We start from the raw sequence: 13059 nt of genomic DNA, 5'->3' as shown, positions 1-13059 counted from the left end.
TACTGATTCTCGGTTAAAGTCTATAAATAACACCAAAGCCCTTCTCCAACTACCGATGAATTCTATACAACTCGACTAAGGTTTCCAGTCGTGTGCCAAAAAGAGTAGTTAAAAACTGAAAACGCGAACAAAGCTGATCAGCATTCCATTGCTGAGTCTTTGTCCACGCTTTTCAAGAGCGATCGCTAATTAGCTAATCTGGCGGTAGGCTTCAAGTACTTATACTTATGTGCCAGTTAGTAAAGAACTCTATTGTCTACTTAAGAACTCTATTGTTTGTGTACAGCCAGGATGAATTGAACGATCTCACCCACACTTTGGATAAGTTTCTGATTCGGAACGCGATCACTGTTTTCTAATTGGTGTGATCGTCCCCAAGCTTTAGCTCAGCCTCTGGTTTTGCTGTGCGCTCGCTCTCAAGCTTTGGATAGGCATCTGGTTTTGCAGTGCGCTCGCCAAAGTAAAAGTCCGATTTAAGTTAATTCCTTCAAAAACTTTTCTTTCTCCTCCACCTAAAAGACGAGAGTTTTACTTCACAAGCGCGATCACGCTCATAATCATGTATTCAATCCTAAACAACCTATTGTTTGGACGTTGCTAATTGAGAACAATAAAATATCAAAAACATTCTTTGAGTATTGTTTCGCTTGTTCTAAAACATTTTGTGCGCCAATAGAGATTTTTTTCATTTCAATAATATCGAGAAGTTGCCCTTGCACAAATAAAGCATAATCAGCAGGAACCGGATCTAGGAAAGCAATGATCTTTTCCCTTCCAAACTCCTTTAACCATAAATCCTTATTTTTACTAAACTTCTACAACTTTAATTCCAGACTAAAATTCCCGAACAATATCTTGCCCAATTCCTTAAAATCTGACCCAAGCAACTGGGATACACTAATCTTTGCTTTCTGGCACACAGGAATAATCAACTTTACCAAATGATAAGGTTGACTTTGATTTATTGTTGAGGCTATCCTCAACGATTCCATGATTCCCCCTAAATCTCCCAATAACTTCAAATCCTTACCAATTACTTGTTCAAACGCTAACAAAATTAATTGTAATTTTCGGGTTAACTCGATTGGGATGGGTTTATAACCTAATTGGGGAGTAAGTGCAATTAATTCGCTAATTCCTTGAATATTAACTCGATATTTCTCTATTTCTTCTTCGCCTTTAATTTCCTGTCCTAACCACCTATAACAACGAGAGCAAAATCCCGCAGGTGAAAACCTAGCCATCACAGGTAAACGCGAACCACAATGAAGACATTCTTCTATTAATCGTTGTTTGTGAATCAAACAAAATTCTACATCCTTAAATGACCATAATAATGGTTCATAGATAGTTTTGTTCTCCTGCTTCCACTCTTTCCAACAACAAGGACACCAAGCGCGATAGTTCCGAAATAACCCTCGGTCATAAATCATCCCTTTCCAGCTTAAAAGAGTCAAAAAGCGTAAATTCTGACGCATAGTTAACTCTTCTAATACAGCTACCAACTTTCCCGTCATTTCCCGCATTCCGTTGATGGCTGGTTTAGCATCGCTATTTCCCAATAGGTGACTCAAATTTTTTGTCAATAGCTCAGATTTATCCTCATCTTTAAGGATAAGTGGAGCAATTTCTCCCATAATCAGCTTCTGAGAGGTTAAACAATGCTCTTGCGCTAAACGATTCAGATAGCTACTCAGACTTTCTGTGTAGGGAGTTCCCACCGCCACAGGTTCAAGAGAAAATAACCGACTCCGTTGGGGGATTTCTAGAGGTTTTGGACTCCAAAGCTCTGAGTAAATACTCATCCTTCTTGATTGATTCCTATTAAGTCCCTACCTACCTTACGCTCCCCAACCCTTCCACCTTTCTTGGGTGATGAACTGTCAGTAGATTCAGTCTTCTTGAGGTTTCCATCATTATATAAACTGGCGAAAAGTCTTTCTCCTGCTTCTAACTCTTCTTTAATCTTATTTCGTCTTCCTGCGGATAACTCCCTCGCTTTAAAATCTTTCATTCTCACTGTTTTGGCTTTATCATCTAACGCATTTTTGAGGGCGCGATAACACCAACTTTTGAGAATTCCCACACATCCTATCGAGAATTCCATAAAGTATTCCCAATGTTCTCCTAATTGGGGCGCATTTTCCACAGGAAAATGCTGCTGTAGCGTCCCAATAATCTTAGTAAAATGTTGTTGGTCTTCTACTTTATTTAGATAATAGGGAGGTAAATAATAATCTTCACTTCTTCTTCCTACCTGACCGTTCACTTGTTGACATTTTAATAGCTCATACGTTCCAAATAAAATATGAACTGTTTGAGTTTTATTAGCAATTGATTTAAGCCAGTTCATTTGAACATTAATTTGTCTTCCCCCTGCCACATCAAATAAGTGCTGTGCTTCATCGAGGGTATAAGCTTTTAACTGACGGTGTAAAAAAACTTTTTGCATTGTTCGGCGCAAAGCCTTAGCGTTCTTTCCTTCATGATCTCCTGTTAAATTATCTTCGTTATCATTTTCTAAATCAATCCCATAATTTTCCTTATAATCAATCAAAACTTCCTTTAAAGACTCCAACACTTGAATATAGTAATCAGAATAGTTAAACTTCCCTCCTTCAGCGCTATCTACCTCGATTCCCCCTACAATTAAACTGCCAGGATTGGAAATAAGTTCATCTTCAAAATGTTTAAGTAATCGTTTCTCAAATTCTGCTTTCAAGAGAGATTTACCTACGCCTGTTACTCCAAACACCAGATATACTAAAGCATCATCCGGTTCGATCGCATTTTTGAGTAGCTGTTCTAAAAGCAACCTGATATTGCGATGAGGAATAATCACATTTTTAAAGTATTTAAGTTTATTATCCGTCGATTGTTGAAGAATTTCTAAAGGAAACTGACGATTATTAGCCATCACCATAATTCCTCATTAGGAAAAATTTCAATATTCTCAAGGTTAATTTCTCTAGACAGGCTAGGCTGTAAAACAGCTTCTTCCCTATCGAAAATAGTCTCTTCAATCTCTTTAGTCTTGGGTTCGGAAGGCTGTTTAATATCTACTGGATTTAAAACAGCGCTACTAAGAGTTCCTTCGATTAAATTATAAACTAATTTAGCCGATTGATCTCGACGGATTTGTAGCATTATTTCTTCATGTTCTTCTGCATTATTCAGCAAGTCAACAATCTCTTTAAACCCTATATATTGGCTCTGGTTATATTTTTGTTGTTTTCTTCTGCAAACGGTTGATGCTATCTCTACCGCTTTTTCTGAATAACCTTGAAACTTAATATAATAATTAGATAAGCACTTTACCCAATGATTATTAACATAGGCATAAGCAACACCATAATCAAGGGGATCATAGCGGACGGGAACCGATTGGTTTTCCACACTGTAAAATTCATCCGACCAATAATCTTGATAGTTAATCCTTACTCCCTTACCAGGAATAACTTTGGCGGTACCCTTATTGTTTGTAGGCAAGGTTAAAATTTTGAATTGCTCATCATACTTGATATATTGATGAGGGCGATGTCCCGTTTTAGCTAATCCCAATTCAAAGGCTTGTTGAGGAGACATTCCTTCTAAAGCCGGATGTTCTGCCCGATCGTAAGCTCCATAAGCATAGCCAAAAGCCAAATAATCGTATAATTCTTCTAAATTCCAAATTGCTAGATTTTTTGGATTATTTTCTTTCTTAACGAGCCGGACGTGCTTCATAATTTGGGTATTACCCCTTAAATTATTGATAAATTCCGTATTTTGTGACCCAAACCAACGTTCAATAATCGAACTAAATTTCGGAACATCTTTGGGACGATGTTTTTTACTAGCTTCAAATCGAGCTAATAAAGTTTCAAAATAAGTAGATTGAAACTCTTTTCCGTTATCTACAACAATCCATTCAGGGAATCGCCCAAACCGTTGCACGCAGATGCGGATAGCCATCATACAAGACCGATAGCTCGGATGATCGAAAGTTAGATATAAGGCTAAAATCCGGCGACTGTAAGCATCAATCATGCCTGTTACCCAAGGTCTGCCTAAGTTCTTCTTACTGTATGGACATACACATTGAATATCAAGCTGGGTATGGTCAATATGAACAATTTCAAGAGGACGATCTCCATGACGGGGGGTAGTGGGTTTAATTAACCAAGGCCCCAAAAGACTATTAGCGGCACGAGGTCCCATTCTTCTTTTAGTTTGTTGATAAGAATTTCGTTTCTTTAGCCTTTCATAGTAAAACGTATGGCTAGGAATTGGAGAGATGAGTCCTGATTCCTCCCATTTATCTCTTAGCATTAGATAAGTTTGCCAAGCATTCTTTTGTTTAAAGCTTTCATAGTGTTCTTCTATCACCTTATCAATGAATTCTAAATCTTCATCAGAATAGCGAGGAGTGGGATTACCTTTATATTGGGGAATTAAACCTACCAAACCAACTCCATATTCTTGCTTCGCTTTGCGATATTTGGCTTTCCACTGGCGTAAGGTTCGTTCTGGTACATTACAACCCAGAGAATCATAAGACTCCCCATCTAAAAGCGGTTTAATTGCTTGATATCGCTGATTAGCAATTTCTAAAGCTTTAGGGCTGGCTTCTCTAAAGTATTGTTGCCATCCCTCCTCATCTAAGGTTTTCTGTTCTTTTGTTTGAAGATGACTAATTTCCCCTAACTCAACTAATTGTTGAAATTCTGCATGAGTCCAACGAATAATTCCTTGTTCTCCTTTGAGAATAATTTTACTCTCTCCAATATGGTCAATAGTCAGGCTTTTTCCATCTAAAAGAAATGATGAACCCACTTTGAGATCGACTATCTGCACACTGCTAGATACAGGTTCACTATAATCATGAGTAGCAGTAATGTATGCTTCGACAGTCGCTTGGTCACGGAATAGATGTACTCTATCTTGTTCGACTAAGGCGACTGCACTTAAATCGACATAAACTTTTTCAAGCGCAATTAAGGTATTAATATCGTCAATGGTGGCATTTTGCGCTTTTTTAAGCAGATTTGTCAGGTTAATACCCGGATTATTAATGATAATATCTTTAATATGAAATTCTACCTGTTCATCAAGGATGTATTGTTGATCTAAATATCCTTGGTTGTAGGGTTGTAAATACTTCTGATTCCGATATTTGACCCAATCAATTTCACTATCTGAGCGAAGACTGTAATAATATCCTAAGTTTTCTACATATTCTTGAACAATGATATCTACCCATTTTCCTTCCAAGTTTTGGTAACGATAAGCCTGTTCCTTGCTTAGTTTGCCAAGCTTTTTCTCTGTTTTCCATTCTTCAAACCCACATCGATTCTTTCTCATTACAAAGAAATCAGGGTAATGAGAAATAGTAGTAGCTTGTTTTCCTTGAGGTGAGCATTTGATAGTGAATTTAATCGGTTGATCCCAGTATTCTAAAACTGAGTCATCATTTTCATAAAATTGAATGATCGCAGGTAATTCAACGGTGTGGGATTCAAATTGAATCGTTCTGCCCATTTTTTTACTAGCGTAAGGGCCATGAACATTTCTTGAACTCCCTTTGACCTTACGGACGGGAGGAGATGTGCGAATTTGGTTAACCCAATCTCTTTGTTGTTGTGAGAGTTGCAGGTGATCGCACCATGCTTGAAATTCACCATCGGAGAGCATGGCTATCCTCCCTAAAATCGCTTCAAGTTTACGATAAAAATATCGTAACAAGCCCCGTCTATTTCGGCAATATCAAACTTTAAAAATACTAGTTCGGCAATATCAGACTTTAAAAGGCTATCTTGCTAGAATATTCATACAACGGGTTTAAGAGGGTTTGAGAGAATGGAGCGGCAAAACCTGGCTTTAAATTACGGCAAAATCAAACTTTAAATGACAGGCTGTCGATTGCCACATTATTTGACACTAATAACAAATTAGTGTCACTTTTAACGAACTACAGAGGTAAAGGCGATCGCATTTGAGCCGACAAGCGCACCCAAAAAAAACACCTTGGTAGCTGATAACCCTCTCGGTTAGGCAAAACGCCCCTACAATCGGCTACCAAAGGATTATTCATGCGGCGCTTACCTTGGATAGCGCTCCACGATTCCCAAAACAGGCTTTACTTCCGACTCTGCAACCTTCGGAACTAAAAATCCTCCCGCATAAATCTGGGGATTCATGGCTGCAATTTGGGTATAAGATTGGCGAACCTGAGCATTCACTGCAACAGTTTTGACATCGTACATTTGCATACCCATATTCGGGTATACGCCAAGACCGATAATCAGCACCAGAAAGCAAGCAGCAATAAACACTTCACGAGGTCTGGCATCGATAAATGCTGCATCGATAGGTAAGCTACAGTTTGTACCAAAGCAAACCGGCTCCTGATTTCCCTGATTCTGCAAATCTGCATCCATAATGTCGCAGGTCGGTGCAATGTCGCAGGTCGGTACTTCACCAGAATTGTAAAACACCTGTCGCAGCATCGATAGCAGATAAATCGGCGTCAGGATAACACCCACGGCAGCTAGGAAGACGGTCACGGTGCGGAAAGTTGAGCTGTAGATATCGCTCGTTGTCACACCGACGAAAACCGACAGTTCGCTAGCAAAGCCGCTCATTCCCGGTAGAGCCACTGATGCCATCACACCCATTGTAAACAGGGCAAACACAGTGGGCATTGCCTGAGCAATCCCGCCCATTTCTTTCATCGACATCGTGTGAGTGCGATCGTAAGTCACCCCGGCTAAAAAGAATAGTAATGATGCAATCAAACCGTGAGAAATCATTTGCAGCATTGCGCCGTTGATTCCCAAGTCGGTGAAGGACGCAATCCCCAATAGGACAAATCCCATGTGAGAAACCGACGAATAGGCGAGGCGACGCTTCATATTCGTCTGGGCAAAGGAGTTAAAGGCACCGTAGATAATATTGACAACGCCCAGAATCGCTAAGACAGGTGCAAAGTATACGTGTGCATCAGGAAGAAGTCCTAAGTTGAGGCGAATCAAACCGTATCCACCCATCTTCAGCAGTACGCCTGCGAGTACCATTGATACGGGAGAAGATGCCTCGCCATGTGCATCTGGTAGCCAGGTGTGCAGGGGGAAAACAGCTAATTTGACACCAAAGGCAACAAGCAATCCTGCATAAAGCAGCAGTTCTAAAGCAAGCGGGTAATCTTTTAAGCCGAGTTCGACCATATCGAAGGTCAGATTATCGCCGTAAAATGCCATTGCCAAACCAGCAACCAGAATAAAGATGGAAGCGGCGGCGGTATATAGTAAGAACTTCATCGCGGCGTACTGACGCTTCTGCCCACCCCAAATCGAGACGAGTAGGTAGACGGGAATTAGTTCAACTTCCCACATAATGAACAGCAGCAGCACGTCTTGAGCGACGAATACCCCTACCTGTGCGGAATACAGCACCAGCATCAGGAAATAGAAGAGGTGGGGTTTGAGATTGACTTGCCACGCCGCAAACATGGAGAGTGTTGTCACTAATCCTGCCAGAAGCACCAGCGGGGCTGAAACTCCATCGATGGAAACTGCCCAGTTCAAGCCTAAATGAGGCACCCAGGAATATTTCTCTACAAGCTGAAAAGTCGCGCTGCTTGGATCGTAATGCTTCCAAAAGACGTAGCACATCAATATAAAGTCTGCGATCCCCACGCCGAGTGCATACCAGCGCACTCGCGTGCCGTCTTTATCCGGCAGAAAAGGGATCAGCAGTGCAGCAACGAGTGGGAACAGGACAATCGCGCTAAGCCAAGGAAATTGATCCTCAATCATGGCAGTAGGAAAAAATACTTATTTCTGTATGTGATTATCTTATTAAACTTTGTAAACACTTAGTCATAAATCTTTCTTGCAGATCACTATAGACGGATCTCTAGGTACAGGCTGAGCGACTTGAGCCTATGGTATAGGATGGCAGCAGATTCAACGCGATCGCTCTTTTCTCGTGGAGTCTAACTGGGAAGATGCAATCGCCTTCGCCCCATTTTCAAACCACAGATTGTTGCTTTCGTCAAGGGTATTGGCGCGATCGCATTTTGGCAGTATGACAGGGTGCAATGGTGCTAGAGGCTTAGCATGAAAGTTCAGGCAGTGATTAAGCTAATAGAAGAAGATGGTTGGTATCTGGCAAGAACTAGAAGCAGTCATCATCAGTTCAAGCATCTACCAAGTCTGGGTTAGTCACAATTGCAGGGAAACCGTCTGACGATCTAGCACCTGGCACGTTAAACAGCATAATGACGCAAGCTCAACTTAAGGAAGACAAGGAAACAGGAGAAGAAGAGTAATGCGCTATGCGATTGTGATTGAAAAGCTAGAGAGGAACTATTCAGCTTATGTTCCAGATTTACCAGGATGTGTGGCGACAGGTGCAACTCTTGAAGAGATGGAACAGCAGATAAAAGAAGCGATCACCTTTCACTTGGATGGTTTGCGAGAAGAGGGTTTACCCATTCCCGAACCAACTACTCTATGTGAATGTGTCGAAGCTTGCTAAAGGTGCGATCGCGCTTGGCGCACACGCCGCGATCGCACGCATCCATCAACGCTTGCGAGAGAATCTCCTTGAGAACGTCTTGATACAGAAATAGCAAGGCACTCAATGCCTTATTTTGCGTTGAAGCTGCCACAAAATCCACCTAATATATAGTCAGGTGGCTATTTTAGCCTCCATGTGACTAGTTAAAATAGCATGAGTCAAACCTATGCCTAGTGATAAAACTTATACGATTGAATACTGGATAGAGATAACGCGATTTTCTAAAGAGCAGTTAGAAAACCATGTTAAACAGTCGTTAGATAAGTTTCTTGAAAATATCAATTTTGATATTCAAGAAAAGGCAAATTATTTAATTTTACGTATTGTCTCAACTGAAGAAATCATCGATACTTGCCATGACCAACTAAAATTTGAGCGGGAATGGTCTTTTCGAGCCAAGGATGAACTAGGAAATTTATTAAGAGCAAAAGCATATCCTGTTTTAGCAGAAATTGAATTACGACTTAGAAGCTTCATCAGTCAAGCCATGATTGATGTATTAGGATTCGATTGGTGGAACTCCTTCATTTCTGAGAACATTCAAAAGAGAGTCAGAGACATTGAAGCAAAAGCAGGAAAAAATCAAGTTAAATTTCACCATCCAATTGAGTTTACTTTTTTTGATGATCTAATAGTAATCGTTACGACCAACTTTCAAGCTTGGTCTGACAGTCAAGCTGTTACTGTTACAGATTTGTCTGAATTACTTTCTGTATGTAATTCTATTGAAGATGTACAACGAGAAGTTAATAACCGTAGAAAAATTGTATCTTTCTGGGATAGTGTTTTTTCAGATTACTTTGATGATAAAGAAGCCTGGATTAAACTTAAGGAAAATATTGAGAAATCAATAATACCTATTCGTAATAAAGTAATGCATCATCGCTTGATGCGTCGCTATGAATTGGGGAAAATAGAAGAATGTAGAGATGAGGTAAAACGTGTACTCAGTTTAGCAAAAACTACGCTATCGGATGTAGAACTTGAAGAGATTCAACCGAGCATCAAAATTATTATTGATGGATTAAAACCTCAGCTTGACCCCGAACTTCTAAAGAAGGCGATGTCAGGTATCGACCCCGAATTTATAAAGAAGGCAATGCAACCAGCTATCGACTCCGAACTTCTAAAGAAGGCGATGTCAGGTCTCGGCTCCGAACTTCGAAAGAAGGCGATGTCAGGTATCGACCCCGAACTTCTAAAGAAGGCGATGCAACCAGCTATCGACTCCGAATTTATAAAGAAGGCAATGCAACCAGCTATCGACTCTGAACTTCTGAAGAAGGCAATGCAATCAGCTATCGACCCCGAACTTCTAAAAAAGACAATGCAATCAATGCAGTCAGCTATCGATCTCGAACTTCTAAAAAGACGAATGCCTGAAATCGAATTATCTACTAGCCAAGAAAAAATAGATAACGATGAAGACAATATGAAAGCAGAGAGTGAAACAGATGAGCCTGATTCTGGTAGCAATTCTCAAAGCAATGACGAAGATGATAGTAACAATTAGTACTTAAGAAGAAACGCCGCATAACAACCGTCTTGCAGCGTATAGTATGTGGGTCTTAGAGTGGATGCAAAGGTTACTAGCTGCCCCTGAACACGAACGTTAATCAAGAAAAACACTTTGCTCAAATAGCTTTCTGATAGGTACTCATCCCCCCAAACAGCAACAGGCACCAATCTGCGCTAGCTTTTTCAGAGCCGCTCCGCTAACGCAGCAATGCTTCGCTATCGCAACACCCATCCTCCTGCAATGCCGGAATCTTAAACCTCGCGCCGACCTGGGACACTTCGACAACAACCTCAACCCATGCTTCTCATACCCTGCTATTGACTTAAACTGGCACTCCATCTGATGACAGGTGACTCGGCATAAAAAGAAGCGATCGCTTATTCATTTTCACCCAACTTTTCCAGTTAACACAAGATTAATGTTAGGATTTAGCGCAAATTTTCAAAAAAGGTATTTAAGAATAAATGGTCTTGCTACTTGATAGAGCAGAGCCAGGATAAACGGGATAACGATTGGGAGAGCCACGATTAGTCCCCATTTGCCAAATCGAAGCTCTTGATTCTCGGATTTTAGGAGTGCAATCACTGCTGCGACTCCCATGAGTATCCAAATACAACCAAAGATAATGAAGAGAGTATATGCTGAGTCTTGCATTTTTTTCCCTACTAGCGAAAGTAGTCTAGTTTTAGGTTAGCTTGACCTATTTGTGCCGTTAACTTCCTTTAGTTGGGTTATTCTGATTGACTAAAGTTGGTTATCGTCATTTAGCCGACAGCGCCCCTGCATCTCGCATTCAATGCGCTTCTGGCGCTTGCTAACAATCGTGGCTAAATTGGGTCGTCCAGTGAGTGCAAGACGCCAATCAGCCCAAATTTCATACAGCATATCCGCAATAGAACCGATAATCGGCAATTTAGTCACCGCATAGATCCACCCCATCCCCAGAATCTCATAGACGCGGCGGAAGACTTCCACATTCTTGACGACCGTGCCATCAGGAAGCACGGCATGAATTCGCCCCATTGCCGTTTCAAAATCAACACCGCCATGCGCTTCTGGGGTATAGCGATCGCCTGCGATGTCCACAAACGCCACCAAACCTCGACCCGCATCCCGTCTCCTCAAAAAATTGACTTCTCGCACGCACAAGGGACATTCACCGTCATACAGCAACTCTATTTGCCATGATGGGGAAGAAGACTGAGGTGAAGTAGAGGCTTCAAGCGATTCGGGGAACGGAGTCTTAGAAGAGGACATAGGTGGTTCTCAATTAACGGATTCCTCACATGAGGAGAACAAGCACACCTTAATATTGTAAAGAAACTTAAAGATATGAGCTTTCTTCTGGGATGTGCAGTTTGGGGTTATAAAGGCTGGATAGGCGACCTTTTTCCGCCTGGAAGCCGTTCTAAAGATTTTCTGCGCTTATACAGTCAGCGTTTCACTGCCGTTGAAGGCAATACGACTTTCTATGCTGTACCCGACGCCGATACTGTAGCGCGTTGGGCACAAGAAACACCAGCAGGTTTTAAATTCTGCCTAAAGTTGCCTCGGACTGTGACGCACAATGGCTTGCTACAACCGTCGATTCCAGGGGCATTAAAGTTTTTAGAACAGATGCAAGGTTTAGGCGTTGGTGCAGCATCTCCTGAGGAGAGTCGCCTTGGCCCCATTTTTGCCCAATTACCGCCTAACTATCCCCCGGCATATTTGGATGACTTAACCGCTTTTTTGGAAGCATGGCCTCGCAATGAAGCGCCTTTAGCGCTGGAAGTTCGTCATTCCGACTGGTTCAAAGAACCTCACAGTAGCCATCTGACGGCGCTTTTGCAGCAGTTGGGTGTGGGACGGGTACTGCTGGATACTCGCCCTGTTTACACGGGATCGGCGAATTCTCAAGAGTGTCCAGAATCGCGAAAACCCAACGTGCCTGTGCAACCGATTGTCACGGCTTCCTTTAGCTTAATCCGGTTTATCAGCCATCCAGAGCAGTCGGTGAATCAGCCTTTTATGGAAGAGTGGGTGAGTTTGCTGGATGGATGGTTGCGTCAGGGAACAAAAATCTACTTTTTCATGCATTGTCCCTTAGAAGAGCGATCGCCCGGAAATGCCCGTCACTTTCAGCAGTTGCTGGAACAACATAACGCACCCGTTCCACCCCTTCCCTGGAATGGGATTGAGGTACCGCCTACCCAGCTAAGTCTGTTTTGAAAGAATTATATCTACCGATTCCTCGGTCTAACGATTGGAACTTGTTTAGGAGGAACAATGGTTACATCGGTCGAACGAACTCTAGAAGCAGTGAGCTTCTGGTAAAATAACCCTGCTGATTGCGGAGTCGGAAATGGGCCAACTTGGATGCCATCGACTCGATTATTCGTGTCTCTCCAGTAACAAGAGCGAACTTGGATACTTGGGTATTCTCTAGTTATCCGTTGCAGAACAGTTCGATTAGAATTTTTAACTCGAACTAACCATTTTCCTGCAAAAGAAGGACAGTTTGTTGCATTTGCTTGAGCGCTAGCAAAGCGGTGTTGGTCTAAGCACAATGTTTGGATGCCAGAAAACGAAAAACCCAGGACGATGGCTAGAGTGAATTTGGCGCGATTGTTCATAAAAGATGAATTTACCCTCTAGAAGTTAAAGAACGGCGGAATATATCTTTGGCAATCAAATACATACTGGAAACGGTTAGTAGAATTTGACCAAACTGTAAAATTGGATCGAGTCGCCATCCCTGAAAAAACAGAATTAACCCGCACAGTAAATAAACTGAAGCCAGAACACTATCTTGAATTAGATTTTCAACTCGAAAAGGTCTGCGAAGCAATATTCCTAAAGATATAAGGAATAGGCCAAACAGTGTCAGTACAATCCCAAGAATGCTGGCTGAGTTGATACCGAAGTTAACCATAGTAGTCCTATTTGATTTGCGATTAAAACTTTTCTAACGAACCGCGAAGACGCAAAGAGCGCGA

Annotated in this window: 12 protein-coding genes and 1 pseudogene; 4 read left to right on the top strand and 9 right to left on the bottom strand. The window is 41.6% G+C overall.

The genetic code is table 11. The features are described 5' to 3' along the window. Positions 1 to 815: 815 nt before the first annotated feature. The 5 genes from NC994_RS04140 to NC994_RS04120 form a co-directional block, all read right to left on the bottom strand. Positions 816 to 1805 (bottom strand): TniQ family protein, encoded by a 990-nt coding sequence (locus tag NC994_RS04140; protein ID WP_190434429.1) that lies wholly within the window; start codon positions 1803 to 1805, stop codon positions 816 to 818. Then, positions 1802 to 2917: an ATP-binding protein gene (locus tag NC994_RS04135; protein WP_199299556.1), complete on the bottom strand. Its 1116-nt coding sequence runs from the start codon at positions 2915 to 2917 to the stop codon at positions 1802 to 1804. The genes NC994_RS04140 and NC994_RS04135 overlap by 4 nt, the downstream gene beginning before the upstream one ends. Continuing rightward, positions 2917 to 5673, bottom strand: a complete 2757-nt coding sequence (locus NC994_RS04130) for a DDE-type integrase/transposase/recombinase (protein ID WP_190434424.1) — start codon at positions 5671 to 5673, stop codon at positions 2917 to 2919. Before NC994_RS04130 ends, NC994_RS04135 begins: the two co-directional genes overlap by 1 nt. Positions 5674 to 6080: 407 nt before the next feature. Then, entirely contained in the window at positions 6081 to 7796 is a 1716-nt protein-coding gene (locus tag NC994_RS04125; protein ID WP_190434421.1) for an NAD(P)H-quinone oxidoreductase subunit 4, read from the bottom strand. Positions 7797 to 7946: 150 nt separating this feature from the next. Then, positions 7947 to 8081 (bottom strand): hypothetical protein, encoded by a 135-nt coding sequence (locus tag NC994_RS04120; protein ID WP_277879673.1) that lies wholly within the window; start codon positions 8079 to 8081, stop codon positions 7947 to 7949. 18 nt (positions 8082 to 8099) lie between these two features. On the opposite strand from NC994_RS04120, the pseudogene NC994_RS04115 reads away from it, so the two are divergent. Both NC994_RS04115 and NC994_RS04110 read left to right on the top strand, forming a co-directional pair. Beyond that, a pseudogene (locus NC994_RS04115) lies at positions 8100 to 8311 on the top strand (type II toxin-antitoxin system HicA family toxin). Beyond that, a complete protein-coding gene (locus NC994_RS04110; protein WP_190434419.1) occupies positions 8311 to 8520 on the top strand; it encodes a type II toxin-antitoxin system HicB family antitoxin in 210 nt (69 codons plus the stop codon). Before NC994_RS04115 ends, NC994_RS04110 begins: the two are co-directional and overlap by 1 nt. Here NC994_RS04110 and NC994_RS04105 read toward each other — a convergent pair. Further along, positions 8489 to 8653 carry a hypothetical protein gene (locus tag NC994_RS04105; RefSeq protein ID WP_190434417.1) on the bottom strand — a complete coding sequence of 55 codons (165 nt, stop codon included), beginning with the start codon at positions 8651 to 8653 and terminating at the stop codon, positions 8489 to 8491. The two genes, NC994_RS04110 and NC994_RS04105, sit on opposite strands and share 32 nt — an antisense overlap. Before the next feature lie 75 nt (positions 8654 to 8728). Here NC994_RS04105 and NC994_RS04100 point away from each other — a divergent pair, with 75 nt between their 5' ends. Further along, a complete protein-coding gene (locus NC994_RS04100) occupies positions 8729 to 10075 on the top strand; it encodes a hypothetical protein (protein ID WP_190434416.1) in 1347 nt (448 codons plus the stop codon). 750 nt (positions 10076 to 10825) lie between these two features. On the opposite strand, the gene NC994_RS04095 is transcribed toward NC994_RS04100, so the two are convergent. Further along, positions 10826 to 11338: a DUF393 domain-containing protein gene (locus NC994_RS04095; RefSeq protein ID WP_190434414.1), complete on the bottom strand. Its 513-nt coding sequence runs from the start codon at positions 11336 to 11338 to the stop codon at positions 10826 to 10828. A 75-nt stretch (positions 11339 to 11413) separates the two neighbouring features. Between NC994_RS04095 and NC994_RS04090 the strand changes: the two genes are divergently transcribed. Then, entirely contained in the window at positions 11414 to 12292 is an 879-nt protein-coding gene (locus NC994_RS04090; protein WP_190434412.1) for a DUF72 domain-containing protein, read from the top strand. Between the two features lie 11 nt (positions 12293 to 12303). On the opposite strand, the gene NC994_RS04085 is transcribed toward NC994_RS04090, so the two are convergent. Further along, the gene (locus NC994_RS04085) at positions 12304 to 12696 is read right to left on the bottom strand and encodes a hypothetical protein (RefSeq protein WP_190415819.1); all 393 of its coding nucleotides are present in this window, start codon (positions 12694 to 12696) and stop codon (positions 12304 to 12306) included. A gap of 11 nt (positions 12697 to 12707) precedes the next feature. Next, positions 12708 to 12995 (bottom strand): Ycf66 family protein, encoded by a 288-nt coding sequence (locus NC994_RS04080; protein WP_190415816.1) that lies wholly within the window; start codon positions 12993 to 12995, stop codon positions 12708 to 12710. Between the last annotated feature and the right edge of the window lie 64 nt (positions 12996 to 13059).

Origin of the sequence: Trichocoleus sp. AS-A1 (genome assembly GCF_039962015.1) — a bacterium.
Classification (GTDB): Bacteria; Cyanobacteriota; Cyanobacteriia; order Cyanobacteriales; family FACHB-T130; genus FACHB-T130.
Note: the sequence above shows the minus strand (reverse complement) of the source record. Positions and strands in the feature narration are given on the sequence as shown.